This is a genomic window from Nereida sp. NH-UV-3 (assembly GCF_042939535.1).
Taxonomy (GTDB): Bacteria; Pseudomonadota; Alphaproteobacteria; order Rhodobacterales; family Rhodobacteraceae; genus Nereida; species Nereida ignava.
In genome coordinates this window covers 1,362,986-1,381,179 of record NZ_CP132157.1, presented here as the reverse complement: position 1 = coordinate 1,381,179, position 18,194 = coordinate 1,362,986, and the positions used below count along the sequence as shown (strand labels likewise).

At 56.4% G+C, this 18,194-nt stretch carries 17 protein-coding genes and 1 riboswitch; of the genes, 9 read left to right on the top strand and 8 right to left on the bottom strand.

All coding sequences use genetic code 11. From position 1 onward, the window contains the following. Nucleotides 1-5: 5 nt before the first annotated feature. The 3 genes from NeNHUV3_RS06865 to NeNHUV3_RS06855 all read right to left on the bottom strand — a co-directional run bounded on the left by NeNHUV3_RS06865 (nucleotide 6) and on the right by NeNHUV3_RS06855 (nucleotide 2,367). A complete protein-coding gene (locus NeNHUV3_RS06865; protein ID WP_391480550.1) occupies nucleotides 6-488 on the bottom strand; it encodes a GNAT family N-acetyltransferase in 483 nt (160 codons plus the stop codon). Beyond that, on the bottom strand, nucleotides 485-1,600 hold the full coding sequence (cobW, locus tag NeNHUV3_RS06860) for a cobalamin biosynthesis protein CobW (protein WP_391480549.1): 1,116 nt from the start codon (nucleotides 1,598-1,600) through the stop codon (nucleotides 485-487). Before cobW ends, NeNHUV3_RS06865 begins: the two co-directional genes overlap by 4 nt. 89 nt (nucleotides 1,601-1,689) lie before the next feature. Continuing rightward, nucleotides 1,690-2,367, bottom strand: coding sequence for an energy-coupling factor ABC transporter permease (locus NeNHUV3_RS06855; RefSeq protein ID WP_048598390.1), 678 nt, complete (start codon nucleotides 2,365-2,367; stop codon nucleotides 1,690-1,692). A 32-nt stretch (nucleotides 2,368-2,399) separates the two neighbouring features. Beyond that, nucleotides 2,400-2,615: riboswitch (cobalamin riboswitch) on the bottom strand. Between the two features lie 223 nt (nucleotides 2,616-2,838). Here NeNHUV3_RS06855 and smc point away from each other — a divergent pair. Then, on the top strand, nucleotides 2,839-6,294 hold the full coding sequence (gene smc / locus NeNHUV3_RS06850; protein ID WP_391480548.1) for a chromosome segregation protein SMC: 3,456 nt from the start codon (nucleotides 2,839-2,841) through the stop codon (nucleotides 6,292-6,294). A gap of 8 nt (nucleotides 6,295-6,302) precedes the next feature. Here the strand turns inward: smc and NeNHUV3_RS06845 are convergent, their stop codons facing one another. The 4 genes from NeNHUV3_RS06845 to NeNHUV3_RS06830 are packed head-to-tail and all read right to left on the bottom strand — an operon-like array spanning nucleotide 6,303 to nucleotide 9,689. After that, nucleotides 6,303-7,490, bottom strand: a complete 1,188-nt coding sequence (locus NeNHUV3_RS06845; protein ID WP_391480547.1) for a lytic murein transglycosylase — start codon at nucleotides 7,488-7,490, stop codon at nucleotides 6,303-6,305. Then, nucleotides 7,487-8,380, bottom strand: coding sequence for an adenosylcobinamide-phosphate synthase CbiB (gene cbiB / locus NeNHUV3_RS06840; protein WP_391480545.1), 894 nt, complete (start codon nucleotides 8,378-8,380; stop codon nucleotides 7,487-7,489). The genes NeNHUV3_RS06845 and cbiB overlap by 4 nt, the downstream gene beginning before the upstream one ends. Continuing rightward, complete coding sequence (locus tag NeNHUV3_RS06835; protein ID WP_391480544.1) at nucleotides 8,377-9,318, bottom strand: threonine-phosphate decarboxylase; 942 nt, start codon at nucleotides 9,316-9,318, stop codon at nucleotides 8,377-8,379. Before NeNHUV3_RS06835 ends, cbiB begins: the two co-directional genes overlap by 4 nt. Beyond that, nucleotides 9,315-9,689 carry a DUF1636 family protein gene (locus NeNHUV3_RS06830; protein ID WP_391480543.1) on the bottom strand — a complete coding sequence of 125 codons (375 nt, stop codon included), beginning with the start codon at nucleotides 9,687-9,689 and terminating at the stop codon, nucleotides 9,315-9,317. Before NeNHUV3_RS06830 ends, NeNHUV3_RS06835 begins: the two co-directional genes overlap by 4 nt. A gap of 150 nt (nucleotides 9,690-9,839) precedes the next feature. Between NeNHUV3_RS06830 and NeNHUV3_RS06825 the strand changes: the two genes are divergently transcribed. Then, nucleotides 9,840-10,256, top strand: coding sequence for a response regulator (locus tag NeNHUV3_RS06825; RefSeq protein WP_391480542.1), 417 nt, complete (start codon nucleotides 9,840-9,842; stop codon nucleotides 10,254-10,256). Nucleotides 10,257-10,273: 17 nt separating this feature from the next. Here NeNHUV3_RS06825 and NeNHUV3_RS06820 read toward each other — a convergent pair whose 3' ends face one another. Continuing rightward, nucleotides 10,274-11,248: a glutathione S-transferase family protein gene (locus NeNHUV3_RS06820; RefSeq protein WP_391480540.1), complete on the bottom strand. Its 975-nt coding sequence runs from the start codon at nucleotides 11,246-11,248 to the stop codon at nucleotides 10,274-10,276. Between the two features lie 285 nt (nucleotides 11,249-11,533). On the opposite strand from NeNHUV3_RS06820, the gene NeNHUV3_RS06815 reads away from it, so the two are divergent. Genes NeNHUV3_RS06815 through cobM form a run of 7 tightly spaced genes read left to right on the top strand, consistent with a single transcriptional unit; the run spans nucleotide 11,534 to nucleotide 18,192 of the window. Beyond that, nucleotides 11,534-11,764 (top strand): DUF6732 family protein, encoded by a 231-nt coding sequence (locus NeNHUV3_RS06815; RefSeq protein WP_391480538.1) that lies wholly within the window; start codon nucleotides 11,534-11,536, stop codon nucleotides 11,762-11,764. Beyond that, nucleotides 11,761-13,002, top strand: coding sequence for a sirohydrochlorin chelatase (locus NeNHUV3_RS06810; RefSeq protein ID WP_391480537.1), 1,242 nt, complete (start codon nucleotides 11,761-11,763; stop codon nucleotides 13,000-13,002). The genes NeNHUV3_RS06815 and NeNHUV3_RS06810 overlap by 4 nt, the downstream gene beginning before the upstream one ends. A 23-nt stretch (nucleotides 13,003-13,025) precedes the next feature. Further along, entirely contained in the window at nucleotides 13,026-13,664 is a 639-nt protein-coding gene (locus tag NeNHUV3_RS06805) for a precorrin-8X methylmutase (protein WP_391480535.1), read from the top strand. Nucleotides 13,665-13,704: 40 nt separating this feature from the next. Next, entirely contained in the window at nucleotides 13,705-14,913 is a 1,209-nt protein-coding gene (gene cbiE, locus NeNHUV3_RS06800) for a precorrin-6y C5,15-methyltransferase (decarboxylating) subunit CbiE (RefSeq protein ID WP_391480533.1), read from the top strand. Then, nucleotides 14,910-15,611: a precorrin-2 C(20)-methyltransferase gene (gene cobI, locus NeNHUV3_RS06795; RefSeq protein WP_391480532.1), complete on the top strand. Its 702-nt coding sequence runs from the start codon at nucleotides 14,910-14,912 to the stop codon at nucleotides 15,609-15,611. Before cbiE ends, cobI begins: the two co-directional genes overlap by 4 nt. Then, nucleotides 15,602-17,428: a precorrin-3B C(17)-methyltransferase gene (cobJ, locus tag NeNHUV3_RS06790; RefSeq protein ID WP_391480530.1), complete on the top strand. Its 1,827-nt coding sequence runs from the start codon at nucleotides 15,602-15,604 to the stop codon at nucleotides 17,426-17,428. Before cobI ends, cobJ begins: the two co-directional genes overlap by 10 nt. Next, a complete protein-coding gene (cobM, locus tag NeNHUV3_RS06785; RefSeq protein WP_048598379.1) occupies nucleotides 17,425-18,192 on the top strand; it encodes a precorrin-4 C(11)-methyltransferase in 768 nt (255 codons plus the stop codon). Before cobJ ends, cobM begins: the two co-directional genes overlap by 4 nt. The last annotated feature ends 2 nt before the right edge of the window (nucleotides 18,193-18,194 follow it).

The window sequence follows — 18,194 nt, the reverse complement described above, 5'->3', positions numbered from 1 at the left end:
TGGGTTTACTCTGGGTTATGAGAAATGGTGGTGATGTCAGCCAGCGTTTTGGTCATGAAAATACTTGTCGCGTTTTGGGTGTAATCCCCAAAAGGGCCGCATGTTTCAAAGCCGTGGCGTGCATAAAGGCGGTGCGCCGCGTGCAGAGCGTTGCCAGTTTCCAACTTAAGTTCGGGCAGTTTGAGCGAGCGCGCGTGATCTTCTAGTGCGCGCAAAATAGCATCTGCGATCCCCTGGCCACGGGCCTCTGGGTCAACGAACATAGACTTCAACTCACCGTAGTTTTCGCGCGCAGCTACTGCACCGGTCCCCCGAATGACTTGCCCGCGCCGAGCCACAAAAAAGTGGATGTCCGGTGCGCATAGCTCATCAATGTTGAGGAACGCGTTGTCTTCGGGTGGAAACAGGCTTTCCATCAGACGATGGCTTTGCGTAAGCAGTGCCGTCGCCTGTGGGTCTTTTGGATCGCCTGGTTCTACGATGATCATGCGCGCAGGGCAGCGTCGATTGCACTGCGGTCAAGGCCCGCTTGGCCAATCACAACAAGCCGCGTTTGACGCGGGGCCGTTCCAAAAGGCTGGTCGAAATACGTATCAACCCGTGGCCCAACCGCTTGCAACGTAAGGCGCATTGGTTTGCCTTCGACCGCAGCAAAACCTTTGAGGCGCAAAATGTCATGGGTTTGGATGACATCTGCGACTTGTGCTGCAAACGCCTTCGCATCACCAATTTCGCCCAAGGTGACAACAAAGGATTCAAAGGCATCATGGTCGTGATCGTGATGATGGTGGTGATGTCCGTTATCATCGTCATGGGCGTGATCATGATCGTCATGATGATGTTCGCCATCTTCTGCGTGGTGGTCATCGTGATGGTGATGATGCACCTCGGCGCGCGCTTCCATATCACTCTCGGAACCAACACCTTGGCCAAGCAAAACGTCAACAGGCAGCGCGCCCATCGAGGCTTTGACAACCTGCACACCGCTTCGTGCTTCGGATTTCAGTTTGTCCGTAAGGGCAGTGGCCTCATCTGCGCTTAGAAGGTCAGATTTGTTCACCACAATCATGTCTGCACAGGCGATTTGGTCCTCGAATAGTTCGGACAGGGGTGTCTCGTGATCAAGGTTGTCGTCAAGTTTGCGTTGGGCATCTACTGCCGCAACTGAATGTGCAAAGCGTCCTTCCGTTACGGCTTTTCCATCCACTACTGTAACGACACCGTCGACGGTCACTTTGGTTGAAATGCCGGGCCAGTTGAAAGCGCGGACAAGCGGTTGTGGCAGCGCAAGGCCAGAGGTCTCAATCACGATATGATCAGGTGCGTTTTCACGCTCGAGCAGTTTTTCCATCGTCGGGATAAAATCATCGGCTACGGTGCAACAGATGCAGCCGTTTGACAGCTCCATGATATCATCTTCGGTACAGGTCTCGTCACCGCAGCCCTTAAGAATGTCACCATCCACACCAAGATCGCCAAACTCGTTGATGATCAACGCGATGCGCTTGCCTTGTGCGTTTTGCAGCATGTGGCGGATCAGTGTTGTTTTGCCTGCGCCCAGAAAACCAGTGACGACAGTAGCAGGAATTTTCGCAGCCATAATGGCCTCCATGTCAAAAAGATGCGCCGGCAACCCGTGGGGGCCACCGGCGTCAAAACCGTTCAGTTGCTGTTCGCAAATGAGAGTGCTTAGGCGGCGTTGTAGAGACGCGGTGTCACAAAACCTGTGCCATCGAGACCCTTCATGCGCTTGGCTGCTGCAAGCACCGCAAGGTCAGCAACTGGCTCAATGAGCAACACCAGCATGTACGCCGCGCCAAATGACGCAACTGCTGCAAGGTTCTCTGCGCCAAAACCTTGGCCGTAGATTGCCCAGAAAGCCACCCAAGCGACAACGCCACCTTGGTATGCACCAGAAAGCTTCAGCGCCTGGCCGTATGACAGGTCAACGTAAGCTGTGTTTGGCGCAATGATCTTTTTCGCCATGTGGTGGATCGCAAAGAGCGGCACCAGAAGTGTTGTTGCGTTGACTGTGATCATGCCCAGGTCAGTTGGTGCGAAGAACAAGCCTTGGATCAACAGGCCAAGTGCCAGCCCGATCGCCGCAGGGCCGGTGCCCAGGATCAGCAAGATTGTCGTGCCGAGGATGAAGTGAACTTCTGATACGCCAACAGCGAAGTGGGGCAGGACTTCGAAAAAGATGAAAACAGCGATCGTTGCGATCAAGCTGCGTGCCACAAGCGACAAAGCACCTTTTTGAACAAGCGCTTCCCACGCCATTTTCGCGCCGTATCCGGCAGCACCCGCGAAGGTTGCGTAGCTTAGGGCCATTTTTGCGCCACTGACGACGCCTGGTTCGATATGCATAACTATTCTCCTTTGCCTGTCACACCCGACAGGGGTTTGCATTTCTGCACGGCTGGTCTCCTGGCTTGCGGGTCAACACGTACCGTCGCCTTCCCAGTTTCCCAGTGGCTTAATGACGGACGCTCACCGCTTACAGTCGCGGGGGCGGCTGCGGTTTTGGACCCCGAATTGGGTTGGCCCGTCCCGCATTCCCATTTGATCCCCGACGCTTTGCGTCTGATCGGGGAACCATGCTGGTATGTTGTGACTGTTCTGACGCGTTCAAGCAAGGGAGATTCCGACCTACCACGCCCCAAGAACGGCAGGGTACGCTTTGATTTATGTACGGTTTTGCAATGTATTTAGCAGATTTTGCGCAATATATTGTGGATAAGTGGGCGGTTTGGGGCAGATACGGTGGTGTGGCGTTGACAGGTAGGCGGCGTGGGCGTTCCACTATGGGCGTGAATGGAATCACCCAAAGGACTTGCCTTGCGCTTTTCACGACTCAGATTGAACGGCTTCAAAAGCTTTGTTGACCCAACAGACTTGGTCATTGCTGATGGGCTGACTGGCGTTGTCGGGCCAAACGGCTGTGGCAAGTCCAACCTGCTTGAGGCGTTGCGTTGGGTCATGGGGGAAAACCGGCCAACCGCGATGCGCGGCGGTGGTATGGAAGATGTGATCTTTGCGGGGGCTTCAACGCGGCCCGCACGCAACTTCGCTGAAGTCAGTCTGATCATTGATAATGCCGAACGCTTGGCGCCTGCGGGCTTTAATGACGCGGATCAGCTTGAGGTCGTGCGCCGGATCACGCGGGACGTTGGCTCAGCCTACAAAGCAAATACAAAAGACGTTCGCGCGCGCGACGTGCAGATGCTGTTCGCGGACGCAAGCACGGGTGCACATTCACCCGCGCTGGTGCGGCAGGGACAAATCTCTGAGTTGATCAACGCCAAACCAAAGGCGCGTCGCCGTATTCTTGAAGAAGCGGCAGGTATTAGTGGCCTGTATCAACGCCGTCATGAAGCAGAACTCAAACTGCGGGGGGCGGAAACGAACCTAAGCCGCGTCGATGATGTGATTGAACAACTTGCTGCCCAGTTAGGTCAGTTAGCCCGCCAAGCACGACAGGCGGCGCGCTACCGCGAGATCAATTCGGGTTTACGTCTTGCAGAGGGGCTTTTGCTCTATCGGCGTTGGAAAGAAGCAGACGAGGCCCGCGCTGCAGCAGATGAACATCTAAAGGCGCAAACTGTGCTTGCTGCCCAAGCGGAAACAGCGGCGCGCGCTGCCGCAAAAACGCGGCAAGCTGCTGATGAAGCTTTGCCACCATTGCGCGAAGAAGAGGCGATCGCCGCCGCGGTGTTGCAGCGTCTTGAAGTTGGCCGCGATGCGCTTTCTGAACAAGAAAGTCGTGCCGCCGAGTTGATTGAAACCCTGACCAGCCGCATTTCACAGCTAACCCGCGATATTGAGCGCGAAACCGGCCTGAACAAAGATGCTGACGAGACGATTGCGCGCCTTGAGTGGGAAGCGCAGGAAATCGCCAAAGCTTCTGAGGGGCATGACGCACGCCTGGCGGAAGCCAAAACAGTGGCTTCTGAAGCAGCGCAAATCCTGCAAGACCGCGAAGCTGCTTTAAGTGAGATGACCGAGGATGTGGCGCGCCTCGCTGCCCGCCATCAATCTGCGAACCGTATCCTTGATGATAGCCGTAAGACACTTGATAAAAATGAGGCGGAGGCCGAAAAATCACGTGACGCAATGCGCGTCGCCAAGCAGGCGCAAGCAACCGCCAAGGCCGAGTTTGAAGTGGCTGAGCGTGAAGCGGTCGAAGCGGCTGAAACAGTGCAAAGCGCTGATGCGGCATTGATTGAGGCGGAAGCAGCCCGGACTGAGACCCAATCGCTGGAGGCGGATGCACGTGCGGCGCTGTCTGAGGCGGATGGTGAGGTCAGCGCGCTGCGTGCCGAAGTGAACGCACTTAGTAAATTGGTTGATCGTGACACCGCTGAGGGCGGTCAGTTGATGGATGTTCTGTCCGTTGGCGCAGGGTTTGAAAAAGCGCTTGGTGCCGCGCTCGCGGATGATTTGAAAGCACCGCTTGTGTCAAACAATGACCCCTCTGGATGGGCTGTTTTGCCTGCGTATGACAGCACGCAGGCCTTGCCGGATGGCGTGACACCGTTGTCTGCGCATGTGGACGCACCTGATGTGTTGGCGCGTCGTTTGTCGCAGATCGGGCTGGTTGAAGCTGATCGGGGAAACGCCGCGCAGGTTAATTTGGCGCCCGGCCAGCGGTTGGTTTCGGTTGAAGGTGATCTGTGGCGTTGGGACGGGTTTCGCGCTAGTGCTGAAGACGCGCCGTCTGCCGCCGCTTTGCGTCTGCAACAGCTCAACCGTCTTGAGGCGTTGAAAAAAGAAATGAACGAGGCTGAGGCCCGTGCCGACGGTGCACGCGATGCCCACACCCTCTTGCAAACGCGCTTGCGCGAGTTGACCGCGGCGGACCAAGCAGCGCGTCAGGCGCGCCGCGATGCGGATCAATTGCTATCAAATGCGGGTCGAAAAGTGTCGCGCGCCGAAGCGGATCAATCGATCGCCCAAAGCAAGCTTGAGACACTAGATTTGGCGGTTAAACGCTTTGAGGATGAGGCAACAGCTGCGCGTGCCCGCTTAGCAGAGGCTGAAAAAAGCGTAGCAGAACTTGGGGACTTGGACGCAGCACGCGGTGCTGTTGAAGACGTCAAGATGACAGTAGAAGCGGCGCGGATGACCATGATGGCCAAGCGTTCTGCGTCCGATGAAGTGCGCCGCGAAGGCGAGGCCCGCGTGCGCCGTTCCCAAGACATAGCCAAAGAGAGCAGCAGCTGGAAAAGTCGGCTGGAAACAGCAGAGAAGCGCTCGTCTGAACTTGCTGAACGCCGTGAAACTTCAGAGCAGGAGTTGCAAAAAGCGCAAGCTGCCCCTGCTGAACTTGCTGCGAAGCGTGAGACGTTGTTGTCCGAGATTACAACCGCCGAGACACGCCGCCGAGCCGCCGCTGACGCACTGGCCGAAGCTGATACAGTGCAGCGCGCGGCGGTAAACGCAGAGCGTGAGGCAGAACGTGCGGCCTCAGAAGCGCGCGAAGCACGCGCACGTTCCGAGGCGTTGGCGGATGCTGCGAAAGAAGCAGTCGGTGTGGCCGCCGAACGTATTCAAGATGAGATGGAAGTAACGCCGCAAGCCCTGCTGGAAAAGCTTGAGGTAGATGCAGATCAGATGCCCCCGTCAGAGCAGATCGAGTCAGAGGTAAACCGGTTAAAGCGTCAACGGGACGCCTTGGGTGCCGTGAATTTGCGCGCCGAGGAAGATAGTAAAGAAGTCCAAGTTGAGCATGACGCGCTTGTCGCTGAGAAGCAGGACTTGGAAGCAGCCATTCGTGAATTGCGCACTGGTATTGCAAGCCTGAATAAAGAAGGCCGCGAGAGGCTTTTGACAGCTTTTGAGCAAGTGAACGATAATTTCGGCATGCTCTTTACTCATTTGTTTGGCGGTGGTGAGGCCCGTCTTGTTTTGGTGGAAAGCGATGACCCGCTGGAAGCCGGCCTTGAGATTATGTGCCAGCCCCCGGGCAAGAAGCTGTCGACCCTGTCCCTGCTTTCTGGTGGTGAGCAGACGTTGACTGCGCTCGCGCTAATCTTTGCGGTATTCTTGGCCAACCCTGCGCCTATTTGTGTGCTCGATGAGGTTGATGCCCCTCTTGATGATGCCAACGTGACGCGCTTTTGCGATATGCTTGATGAGATGACCCGCCGCACCAACACACGGTTTTTGACGATCACCCACCACGCGGTGACGATGTCACGGATGGATCGCCTGTTTGGGGTCACAATGGCTGAACAAGGCGTGAGCCAGTTGGTCAGTGTCGATCTGAAAAAAGCCGAAGCGATGGTTGCGTGAGCTGAATTCTAAAGGCGATCAAGTAGCTCAGGTGTTGGCCATGCGTCCGCAGGCATGCCAAGCTTTTGTTGCACATCTTGAACGGCCGCGCGGGTGCCTGCGCCCAAGATGCCGTCGATTTTCCCAACGTCGTATCCACGGGCCGCTAATTTGCTTTGAAGCGCTTTCATGCGGTCACCATCAAGGCCCGCATCAGGGTTTCCGGCGTCATAAACTGGCGCGCCGGATAGCCGTGTTGCGAAATAGGCGGCAGTGGTCACGTAGACAAAACTCTGGTTCCATTCGAACAAAACTTTGAAGTTTGGATAGGCCAAAAACACAGGCCCGTTACGACCTTGGGGTGCAATCAGTGATGCTTTCAGCCGGCTGTTGCCTAGTGATCCGCTGCGCGCTGTGATGCCGCGCTTTTGCCAATCCGCGACGGTCAGTTCTTTGTCCGTGCCGCTGAGCGACCAATCAAAACCTGCTGGTGCGCTCACTTCATGCAGCCAAGGCTGGTTCGCTTTCCAACCCAAGTCTGCCAAAAGTTTTGCGCCAGACATCAGCGCATCAGGGGCAGAGGTTTTAAGGCTGACCCGTCCATCACCATCAGCGTCAACGCCGTTTTGTAAGATGTCCTCGGGTAGCATCTGAACCATGCCAATTTCGCCAGCCCAAGCGCCCGTCGTTGTGCTTGGGTCCATGCCGCCCTGTTCGTAAAGCTCAATCGCGGCAAGAACCTGCGGGCGGAAAAGGTCTGGACGGCGGCAATCATGGGCAAGCGTCACAAGCGCATCGCGGGTGTTGTAGTTGCCTTGAAATGCGCCAAAATCCGTTTCAAACGCCCAGAATGCCAGTAAAATACCACGCGGCACGCCAAATTGACGCTCAGCGCGATCAAACGTGCTGGCCCACTTTTTGGCGTTTGCGGCCCCTGCGTTGATGCGGTTGCTGCTGATCAGAGCGCGTGAAAATTCGATGAATGGCTTTTGAAAAACACCTTGGCTTCTGTCGGCTTTCAAGACGGACGCGCTTTGTTGGGTGCCGTCAAAGAATGTGTTGACGGTCCTTCGGCTATGACCTTTGGCGAGGGCCTCTGTCTTTAGATCAGCGATGAAGGCGTTGAACGACCCGCCGCATGGCGTTTGTGCTGCCACTGTCAGCGGTGCGAGGCAGGTAAGGGTCGTGACAAAGGCGATGCGGAGAAGGGCGTTCATGCTTGACTCATTCCTAACCATAGCAATAGTGACAAGGCGAGGGCAGCTGCCCATGCGCTCCATAATACTGCTACAGCTTGCTCAATATCGCGGGGCGCTGCAACCTTTCTTGCGGCGGCGTTGACCCACGGAAAGTCTGTAAGCTGACCCTCATAAGTGCGTGGACCCGATAGGGCGATGTCGAGACGAAGGGCCATTGCGGCCTCGGGCCAGCCTGCGTTTGGCGAGCGGTGCAAGCGGGCGTCGGGGCCAATTTTGGTGATCTGCATTGGCGCAATTAACAACGCGGTTAGCCGCGCTGGAATGAAATTTAACACATCATCAAGGCGCGCTGCGGCCCAGCCAAACGCCTCGTGGCGGGGCGTGCGATAGCCGATCATGCTATCTGCGGTGTTCGTAATTTTATAGATCAGCAAGCCCGGAAGACCCGCGACAGCAAACCAAAACGCTGGGGCAATAATGCCGTCGCTCAGATTTTCTGCCGCACTTTCAATGGCTGCACGGCCAACGGCGTTCTCATCCATCTGGCGTGTGTCGCGGCCAACAATCATCGCGACTTCTGCGCGCCCTTCCTCAAGTCCTGTGCGCAGACCTTTTGCGACGGCCAGCACGTGATCAACCAGTGACCTTTGGGCCAAAAGAATTGCTGTAATAATAACCTGAATGGGCCAGCCAAGGGTGCTGAGCAGCAATCCAAGAATGCCCATCGCAAAACAAAAGGCGATCATCATGAGCGCACCTTTGATGCGCTTGTGTTCGCCGTTGTTGAAGCGCTCGTCGCCCAAACCGATCAGCCGGCCCATCAATACGGCGGGGTGGGGTAGTCGCGACCAAAGCCATTTCGGTTCACCGAAAATCGCATCAAGGATCATCGCAAGCGACAAAATCATAAGGCGGCCTCAAGCTGTTGCCATTGATCAGGGGCAGGTAGGCCAAGGCGCAGCCAATCGCCCGCGTAAGGGAAAACGCGTGACCAGACATGGCCCTCTGCCAAGCGTGTTTGCCAGCTTTGCGCGTCGTCGACTTGGTACAGCCTAAACAGGTCCGTGCCGCCTACTACTTTGGCGTTATGTTGGGTCATCAGATCATCAAGGCGGCGTGCATCTGCGGCCAGACGCTGACGGGTTGCCGTGGCCCAGTCATGATCGGATAGCGCGCGCGCACCCAGTGCCAGTGTTGGTCCCGCAACAGCCCAAGGGCCTAGTTGCTCGCTCAGCCCAGCAAGGGTTTTGGGGTGGCCAATGGCAAACCCAAGTCGCGCGCCTGCAAGTCCCCAAAACTTGCCAAAGCTTTTTAGAACGATCGTATTTTTATCTGCAGTACGGTGCACCATGCTATCACTCGGACACACATCGCCAAAGCTTTCATCAATGATTGTGAGGCGTGCAGCAGCGTTCGGAAGGCACATGTCGCCGTCTGGATTATTGGGCCGAACCAACACGTGAACATCGCCGGCATCGGGGCTGACATCCCAGCCGTGATGACGAAATGCGGCGGCATGTTCATTGTAGGTGCGGTTCTGAATTTGTGCGCCGCTTAGCCCCTTGAGGGCCGGCAACATCGGCATCTGCGCAATGATTGCTGATGCACCACCTGCGGGAATAATTGTTGCATTGTCTGGCGCGTTCCAAAAATCCCGTGCGGCATTGATCAACGCATCGAGGGCTGCTTGGTCGGGCAGTGCAGTCCAGCTATCCGCGGCGATGTCTTTTACCGGATAAGCAACAGGGTTGATGCCCGTGCTTAGATCAAGCCAGCTGTCACGCGTGCCGCCAAATGTTGCCACTGCCGCATCAAGCCCGCCCCCATGATCGCGGGCGTTGCTCATGCTTGGTCTGACTTGGGAAGCGGTTGGTGGCGCGTTACAAAATGCCCCTTGATGGCCTGCGGCCACTCGCGGAATGGCACCTGCCCGGTTTCGCTGGCGGCGTGTTTTTGCGCATATTCCACGATACCCGCGGCAGCTTCTTCAGAGGGGGCAAAGTTGCCAAGTGTGTAGGCCAGTTTACCCTCGCCCTGAATTGCCACATTGCACGCACGGGTACAGCCCATCAGGCACGAGACGCGGCGTGTTTTCACATCGCCATTCGCTTCGGCTTCGATCAAGGCAGCAAGTTGTTCGCCGTGGGTTTGCGCGTCGGTAGCAGCGTCCCAATCGCCATGCTTGCACGTATCACAAATGGTAATCCAAGTGGTCATGATCTTTGCCTTTTCCGCTGTCAGTTTTTGCTGCGCAGACACAACCGTAATTGCCTGAGCACTGCAAGGCGAATTGGTTGGTAAAGAATAGTTTACCGCTTTGAACAACAAACTTAGCCGTTGGCTGGCAAACTGTGTTATGAACGCAAAATGAACAGAGCGATTGTTGATTCTGTTTGGGTGTTTTTGGGTTGTGAGTTTATGCCGGTTTTGGTGGTTGAGAATAATAGTGATCTAGCAAAGATCTGGGCCAGCCATTTACGGCGGATGGGGCCCTGGGTCGATATTGCAGCAACGGCTGACGAGGCCACTGATGCTTTGATCAAGAAGGACTACCGCGTTGTTGTGCTGGATTTAGACCTGCCTGACGGCAGTGCGCTTGGGTTGGCCGACATCATCAGCTACCGCCATCCGATGTGTAAGGTTGTGCTGGTGACCAAAAGCACGTTCTTCTCGGATGGCAGTATTTTCCGCAACGTGCCCAATGCATGCGGGTTCCTGAGTAAAGGAACGAACCCGCATGATTTAGCGGCTTTGGTCACCCATCATATGCCTGATCAGACATAAGTTGGCTGGTCGAATGGTCAGCCGCGTCCGTGGGGCTCCATGAAGTCCAGATCAGGGTTAATCGGCAAAATGCGGCTCGGGTTAATGGTGTCGTGGCTGTAGTGGTAGTGACGGATGATGTGCGCCATACCAACTGTGCCAGCAACGCCCTCAATTTGATACAAATCGCGCGTGTAAGCCCACAGATTGGGGTAGTCGATGATGCGCTTTTTGTTGCACTTGAAGTGCAAGTGATACACCGGATCAAACCGAACAAGCGTGGTGAAGAGGCGCCAATCTGCTTCGGTTACTTTGTCACCCATCAGGTAGCGGCTTTTGCTCAACCGCTCTTCCAGCCACTCCAAACTTTCAAAAAGTGGGATCACACCTGCCTCATATGCATCTTGTGATGTGGCAAAGCCTGCTTTGTAGACGCCGTTGTTGACGGTGTTGTAGATGCGGTCGTTTACCTCTTCGATGTCATCGCGCATTTCTTCGGGCCAATAGTCGGCTGTGTTACCAGTGATGTCATTGAATGCCGAATTGAACATCCGAATGATTTCAGCGCTTTCGTTGCTCACAATTGTGTTGCGCTCTTTGTCCCACAAAATGGGCACTGTCACACGGCCCGAGACTTTTGGATCGGCGCGCAGGTAAATGTCACGAGCAAACGGCAGATCAAAAAGCGTGTCGCCTGTTGCGCCATCGTCGTCCTTCTCAAACGTCCAGCCGTCGCTGAGCATATCTGGGTGGACCACTGAAACAGTGATGTGATCCGTTAGGTCTTTGAGTTGGCGAAAAATCAGCGTGCGGTGCGCCCAAGGGCAAGCAAGCGATACATAAAGGTGATAGCGACCGCTTTCGGCTTTAAAGCCATCGGTGCCTGATGGCCCCGCGCTGCCGTCTGCAGTGATCCAGTTACGGAACGCAGCCGTGGTGCGTTTGAACGCGCCACCTGTGGATTTTGTATCGTACCAAACGTCGTGCCAAACACCATCAACCAGCTGACCCATTGTGAAATTCCCTCCGCATTAATCGTTGCCGCAACCCTAACGTTGCGCAGATGCACAACAAACCCCGACGCGCGCGCAACTACTGCGCATATCTGCACAGGTCGTAAACGGGCGCTGGCGTGCCTTTTATCCGTTTGCACACAGGCCTGCGCGCCGATACACCTGTCGAAGACGACGCCCAAGTGGGGCCAGACCGAAGGCATGCAATGATCGACCCAGACAGGGGATCGACGCGTGTATCGTCAAGGTTCCGCACGGCTGCCTGAATGTGCGGGAGATGACCCTATGAAACACCTGATTGCCATCCTAAGTGTGCTGCCTCTTTTTGCGGCACCTGCAAATGCGCACGTTGGCCACTGGGCTGATGTGGCGGGGCATGATCATTGGGTTGCGGCAGGCGCGCTTGGCGCTGCAGCGGCTGCGGCACTTTGGGGGTGGCGCAAGGGCAAAAAGGACGAGGCAGAGGCCGAAGAGGCAGATGCGGTTGAGCCCACCACCGAGGAGGAACCCGCATGAGCAACGATGCAAACCCGAAAATCGGTGTGATGATCTGTGGGCACGGGTCACGTTCGCAGTCTGCGGTGGATGAATTTGCGACCCTTGCGGATAAACTGCCCGCGTTTTTGCCGCCTGAATGGCAGACAGAATATGGGTATCTTGAATTCGCCAATCCGGTCATTCGTGATGGTCTTGATAAGTTGCGCGCAGGTGGGTGCGAGAAAATCCTCGCGGTACCCGGCATGTTGTTTGCCGCGATGCACGCGAAAAACGATATCCCGACCGTTCTGAATACATATGCCGCTAAGCACGGGGTTGATGTGAGCTATGGCCGTGAATTGGGCGTTGATCCCAAGATGATTGCCGCTGCTGCGGGACGTATTCAAGAAGCGGTTGACGAAGCTAATAAGTCCGAGTTTGTGGAAAACCACGATACCTGCTTGGTGGTGATTGGCCGTGGTGCGTCTGATCCCGATGCGAATGGTAACGTGGCAAAGATTGCGCGGATGCTGCACGAGGGCATCGGTTTCGGCTGGGTTGAAGTTGGCTATTCAGGTGTGACGTTCCCGCTGGTTGAGCCTTGTCTGCAACACGCTGCCAAGTTGGGATACAAGCGGATCATCGTCTTCCCGTATTTCTTATTCTCAGGCATTTTGATCGACCGCATTTACGGCTTCACGGATCAGGTTGCTGCCGATCATCCTGATATCAGCTTTGTCAAAGCGGGCTATCTTGGGGATCACCCCAAAGTGCTTGAAACATTTGCGGAGCGTGTGCGCGAACAGATGGGGGCAAACCCGCCGCCCAACTGTGGTACATGCGCGTATCGGACCCAAGTTCTCGCACCGGATGGCCAGGCGCCGATCACCATCCCCGCGTCCGAGCGTGCGAGCCACCCTGCGTTTTCCGACACACCGCCACCGACATGTGTGTTGTGCAAATACCGTACTCAGGTGCTGGGTTTTGAAGCTGAGGTTGGCGCCATTCAAGACAGCCATCACCACCATGTTGAAGGGCAAGGTGCGTCTGCGCCGGGTTCAAACGTGGCCGATTGTAAGCTTTGCGACACGTTCTGCACGGGCATGTGCCGTCTTGAGATGCAGGACAATCATCACCATCATCATCATGGTGACCACAGTCATGATCATGATCACGCGGAGCACGATCATCATCACCACGATCATGATCATGCGCACCCTGAATATCCTCATGCAAAACACCCGCATGGGCCCGAAAGCGCGCGCAAAGCCCGTTAAGGGCCGCGCAGATAGGCCTCTCCATGCGTCCATATGAAAAAGTTCCCTCGGCGATTTATGCCCAGTCTTTCGCCACGGTCCGCTCCGAGGCGAACCTTGCGCGCTTTGATGACGGGTTGCAGTCGCTTGTTATCCGTTTGATCCACGCGTGTGGCATGGTTGAAATTGCTGACCGTATCGCCTTTTCCGGCGGTGCCTATGAGGCTGGCGCTAGTGCGTTGCGCGCCGGTGCGCCCGTGCTGTGTGATTGTGAGATGGTCGCCAGCGGGATCATTCGCCGTTACCTGCCCGCAAACAACGATGTGATCTGCACTTTGAACAACGCGGAAACTCCTGAACACGCCAAGACCATCGAAAACACCCGCTCAGCGGCGGCTGTTGATGCGTGGTTGCCCCATCTTGAGGGAGCCGTCGTGGCGATTGGCAACGCGCCCACGGCCCTTTTTCGGCTTTTGGAACATTTGGACGCTGGCGCACCAAAGCCCGCGATCATTTTTGGTTTTCCTGTGGGTTTTGTGGGCGCGGCCGAATCCAAAGCCGAGTTGGCAGTGAATGCGCGCGGATGTGACTTCGTGGCTTTGCGCGGCCGTCGCGGCGGGTCTGCAATTGCGTCTGCGGCAGTAAATGCGCTGTCCGCGGGTCTGCCGGAGATTGCAAAGTGAGTGTTGATCGATCTTCCAAAACTGAGGTGCGGTTCGGCTCATGAGTAACGCGGCACCATGGTTGCATATCGTCGGGATTGGCGAAGATGGTATGGACGGGCTGACCCCCGCAACGCGCGCAGTGGTTGAGGCCGCAGACGTCATCATTGGCGGCGAGCGTCATCACAGCTTAACCCCAGATGTATCAGCGCAACGCATCGCGTGGCCAAGCCCGTTTGATGCGCTGATTGACACCCTTGAGGCGCACAAAGGCCAACGTGTTGTTGTGTTGGCCACGGGTGATCCACTTTGGTTTTCTGTGGGTGCGCGAATTGGGCGGTCTATCCCTTCTGAGCAAATCACTTACCATCCGCAGCTAAGTGCGTTTCAACTGGCCTCGGCGCGGATGGGCTGGTCGCTTGCGGATGTTGAGACCCTGACGGTTCATGGCCGGCCCGTTAGCCAAATGGTGGCGTTCATTCAGCCGGACCAGCGGTTGATCGTTTTGACAACGGGCGTTGAAACACCGGCACAGATCGCAGAGTTTTTGTCGTCGCGCGGGTTTGGCCAGTCAAAAATGACTGTGCTTGCGGCCATGGGCGGTGAAAACGAGAAACGTTTTGATGCCACCGCTGACGGTTGGAACCACGAAGTGCCAGCGTTCAACACGCTTTGTGTCGAATGCATTGCGGCACCAGATGCGGCTTTGTTGCCGCGTGTTCCTGGCTTGGCAGATGAGCTGTTCCAATCAGATGGGACCATGACCAAACAAGAAGTGCGTGCGGCAACAGTGGCAAAGCTGATGCCGATGCGCGGCGCACTGCTGTGGGATATCGGTACGGGGTGCGGCTCTGTTGCGATCGAGTGGATGCGCGCGGCGCGCTATGCCCGCGCCATTGGTATTGAGCCACGCGCAGATCGGCGTGCAATGGCCGCGCAAAACGCACTTGCACTGGGCGTGCCGAAACTTGAGCTGGTTGAGGGTAAAGTCCCAGACATGCTTGACGGTCTTGAGGCACCTGACGCAATTTTTATCGGTGGTGGCCTAAGCGAACAGACTTTCAACATTGCTTGGGAAAACCTGCGCCCCCTCGGACGGTTAGTGGCAAATGCAGTGACACTTGAATCAGAGGCGCTGTTAATCGCGCTGCATCAAAAACATGGCGGTCAGTTGGCGAAGCTGCAGATCAGCCGTGCTGAGCCGGTTGGTGCGTATCACGGCTGGCGACCGTCCATGCCTGTGACCCAATGGAGCCTTATCAAAAGATGACTGGAACTCTTTATGGCGTAGGCGTTGGCCCCGGTGATCCGGAGTTGATGACGCTGAAGGCAGATCGTTTGATCCGTGCTGCCAAAGTAATTGCCTATCCAACACTGGCTGGCGCGCACAGTTTTGCCCGCTCTATTGCGGCGGGCTCAATCGCTGAGGGCGCAACAGAAATTGTGATGGACGTGCCAATGACCGTTGCGCGCCAACCTGCACAAGACGCCTATGATGCGGGCGCTGCACAAATTGAAGACGCCCTTCGCAGCGGTCTTGATGTTGTGTGTCTGTGTGAGGGTGACCCGTTCTTTTACGGCTCTTTCATGTATCTTTACGCGCGTTTGTCGGGCGAGTTCACCTGTCAGGTCGTGCCAGGCGTTACGTCCATGACGGCAAGTGCTGCGATGACAGGTATGCCACTTGCGGCGCGCAACGAGGTCCTCACGGTCATTCCCGGCCCCCTTGAAGAAGCAGCCCTTGAGGCGCGCATTGCCGGATCTGACAGTCTGGTCATCATGAAGGTTGGTCGCCATCTGCCAAAAATTCGCGCGGTGATTGAACGTCTCGGCCTGTTGGACCAAGCCACTTATATTGAGCGCGCAACGCTACCTGCGCAGGTCACGCTGCCTCTCGCAAAAGCGCCTGAAAAGGCGCCCTATTTTTCTATGATCCTTATTACGAAAGGGGCCGATCCATGGCTCTAACTTCCCCTAAGTCGCCTGTTGTGTTGGCGCTGTCTGCATCTGGTGAGGCCACAGCGCACCGTGTTGCCAAGGCGATTGGCGCACAGGTGCATGGCCGCGAGGGTCGTGTCGCGAAGGCTGACGTATTCTTTGCCAACGCACTTGACCATGCACGCGATTTATTTGCGGCAGGCATGCCGATTGTGGGTGTTTGCGCCAGCGGTATTTTGATCCGCGGTGTGGCGCCTTTGTTGGGCGACAAAACATCAGAGCCGCCTGTTGTGTCCGTATCCGATGATGGGTCGGTTGTTGTGCCTTTGCTTGGTGGGCACCGCGGGGCCAACCGGATTGCGCGCGAAATTTCAGTGGCTCTTGGGGCGACAGCTGCAGTGACGACCGCAGGCGATGTGTCGCTTGGTGTGTCGCTTGATGAACCGCCAGTTGGCTGGCGCTTGGCAAACCCCGAAGATGCAAAAGCCGCTATGGCAGGTCTGCTCGCGGGCGGGGGCGCTACTATTTCCGGAGACGCGGCCGCTGATGCGACGTGGCTTGCTGATTTGCCCAAGGGGGACGGCCTTCGTATTTCCTGCACAACCGCTGACGTAAAAGGTGGGCCAGATCATTTGGTGTTTCACCCCCAATTGTTTGCATTGGGTGTGGGTTGCGCGCGCAATGCTGACCCTGTGGAATTGGCTGAGCTGGTTTCTCAAACACTTGCGGATGCGGGCATTGCAGCCGGTGCGATCCACTCTGTCAGCTCACTTGATTTGAAGGGGGATGAGCCGGCGATGAACCAGCTTGCAGCACAGCTTGGTGTGCCCTTCCGCGTGTTTGATGCGGCAAGCCTTGAAGCTGAGACACCTCGGTTGGCTAACCCGTCTGATGTGGTTTTTGCTGAAGTCGGATGCCACGGTGTGTCAGAAGGCGCAGCCCTTGCGCAAGCGGGCCCAGATGCCACTTTGCGCGTAGAAAAGCGTAAAACAGCCAACGCCACATGCGCTGTGGCAGAACTGGCGCAACCGCTGACTGAGATGCGTGGCCGCTCACGCGGGCGTTTGTCGATTGTGGGTATTGGACCGGGACAAGCCACTTGGCGAACCCCCGAGGTCAGCCGCCTTGTGGCCGACGCTGAAGAGCTGGTTGGCTATGGTCTTTACATTGATCTGCTGGGTCCGTTGGCGGCAGGTAAAGCGCGCTCTGACTTCCCGTTGGGGGGTGAGGAAGATCGCTGTCGCTATGCGCTGGAACAAGCCGCGAAGGGGCTGAATGTGGCGCTGGTCTGTTCGGGTGATGCGGGCATTTACGCCATGGGCGCGCTGGTGTTTGAATTGCTGGACCGCGACGCAGATGCGCTTGGGGTGAGTGATGTGGCCAAACGTGTTGATGTGGTCTGCTCGCCTGGTGTGTCGGCTTTGCAGGGTGCGGCAGCGCGTGCAGGTGCACCCCTTGGGCATGATTTCTGCGCGATTAGCCTGTCAGATTTGCTGACCCCGCGGGAAGATATCGTGAAGCGTTTGCATGCGGCGGCTGAGGGCGATTTTGTGATTGCATTCTACAACCCCGTTTCAATGCGCCGCCGCACTTTGTTGGCCGAAGCCCGCGACATTTTGCTTAAGCACCGCCCCGCCACAACGCCAGTAATGCTGGCGTCGTCTTTGGGTCGTCCAGAAGAACATATTCGCTACCGCAATCTTGCGGATCTGGAGGTGGATGAGGTGGACATGCTGACAGTTGTCTTGGTCGGTTCAAGCCATTCAAAGCTTGCCCAATTGGGTGAAGGTCCGCGCATGTACACGCCGCGCGGTTACGCACGCAAAATCGATGGAGATCTGTCATGACCGTTTATTTTATTGGTGCCGGCCCCGGTGATCCCGATCTGTTGACCCTGAAGGCGCAGCGTATCATCAGCCGGTGCCCTGTGTGCCTTTATGCCGGTTCTTTGGTGCCCGAAGCCGTTGTGGGTGAAGCACCTGCGGATGCGCGCGTGATGGACACTGCCCCAATGACCCTTGAGGACACGCACGCTGAAATTCTGACAGCGCATAAAGCGGGTCAAGATGTGGCGCGCGTTCATTCTGGCGATCCGTCGCTTTATGGCGCAATCGCAGAGCAAATCCGGTTGTTGCGTCGTGACGGTATTGATTACGAGATCATCCCCGGTGTGCCTGCATACGCGGCGGCGGCGGCGGCTCTTGGTCAAGAACTGACCATCCCTGAGATTGGTCAATCTATCGTTCTGACGCGGATGTCGATGAAATCAACATCAATGCCAGCAGGTGAAACGCTTGAGAATTTTGCCAAAACGGGTACAACTCTTGCGATCCATTTGGCAATTCGTAACCTGCGCGAAATTGAGCGCCAGTTGATCCCGTACTACGGTGAAGATTGCCCTGTGGTTGTTGCTTACCGCGCCAGTTGGCCGGATCAGTTGTTTATCCGTGGCACGCTGTCAGACATCCGCGAAAAAGTCCGTGCTGCAAAAATCACGCGCACCGCGTTGATCATGGTGGGCCCCGTGTTGGGCGAGGTTAAAGACTTCAAAGACAGCGCGCTTTACGATCCAGCCACACCGCATGTGCTGCGCCCGAAGGTCAAAACCTGATC

What these genes read in the sequence shown, in the direction of transcription:
- NeNHUV3_RS06865 (WP_391480550.1), bottom strand. Translation starts at nt 488, where the DNA reads ATGATCATCGTAGAACCAGGCGATCCAAAAGACCCACAGGCGACGGCA.
- cobW (WP_391480549.1), bottom strand. Translation starts at nt 1,600, where the DNA reads ATGGCTGCGAAAATTCCTGCTACTGTCGTCACTGGTTTTCTGGGCGCA.
- NeNHUV3_RS06855 (WP_048598390.1), bottom strand. Translation starts at nt 2,367, where the DNA reads ATGCATATCGAACCAGGCGTCGTCAGTGGCGCAAAAATGGCCCTAAGC.
- NeNHUV3_RS06845 (WP_391480547.1), bottom strand. Translation starts at nt 7,490, where the DNA reads ATGAACGCCCTTCTCCGCATCGCCTTTGTCACGACCCTTACCTGCCTC.
- cbiB (WP_391480545.1), bottom strand. Translation starts at nt 8,380, where the DNA reads ATGATTTTGTCGCTTGCGATGATCCTTGATGCGATTTTCGGTGAACCG.
- NeNHUV3_RS06835 (WP_391480544.1), bottom strand. Translation starts at nt 9,318, where the DNA reads ATGAGCAACGCCCGCGATCATGGGGGCGGGCTTGATGCGGCAGTGGCA.
- NeNHUV3_RS06830 (WP_391480543.1), bottom strand. Translation starts at nt 9,689, where the DNA reads ATGACCACTTGGATTACCATTTGTGATACGTGCAAGCATGGCGATTGG.
- NeNHUV3_RS06825 (WP_391480542.1), top strand. Translation starts at nt 9,840, where the DNA reads ATGAACAGAGCGATTGTTGATTCTGTTTGGGTGTTTTTGGGTTGTGAG.
- NeNHUV3_RS06820 (WP_391480540.1), bottom strand. Translation starts at nt 11,248, where the DNA reads ATGGGTCAGCTGGTTGATGGTGTTTGGCACGACGTTTGGTACGATACA.
- NeNHUV3_RS06815 (WP_391480538.1), top strand. Translation starts at nt 11,534, where the DNA reads ATGAAACACCTGATTGCCATCCTAAGTGTGCTGCCTCTTTTTGCGGCA.
- NeNHUV3_RS06810 (WP_391480537.1), top strand. Translation starts at nt 11,761, where the DNA reads ATGAGCAACGATGCAAACCCGAAAATCGGTGTGATGATCTGTGGGCAC.
- NeNHUV3_RS06805 (WP_391480535.1), top strand. Translation starts at nt 13,026, where the DNA reads ATGCGTCCATATGAAAAAGTTCCCTCGGCGATTTATGCCCAGTCTTTC.
- cbiE (WP_391480533.1), top strand. Translation starts at nt 13,705, where the DNA reads ATGAGTAACGCGGCACCATGGTTGCATATCGTCGGGATTGGCGAAGAT.
- cobI (WP_391480532.1), top strand. Translation starts at nt 14,910, where the DNA reads ATGACTGGAACTCTTTATGGCGTAGGCGTTGGCCCCGGTGATCCGGAG.
- cobJ (WP_391480530.1), top strand. Translation starts at nt 15,602, where the DNA reads ATGGCTCTAACTTCCCCTAAGTCGCCTGTTGTGTTGGCGCTGTCTGCA.
- cobM (WP_048598379.1), top strand. Translation starts at nt 17,425, where the DNA reads ATGACCGTTTATTTTATTGGTGCCGGCCCCGGTGATCCCGATCTGTTG.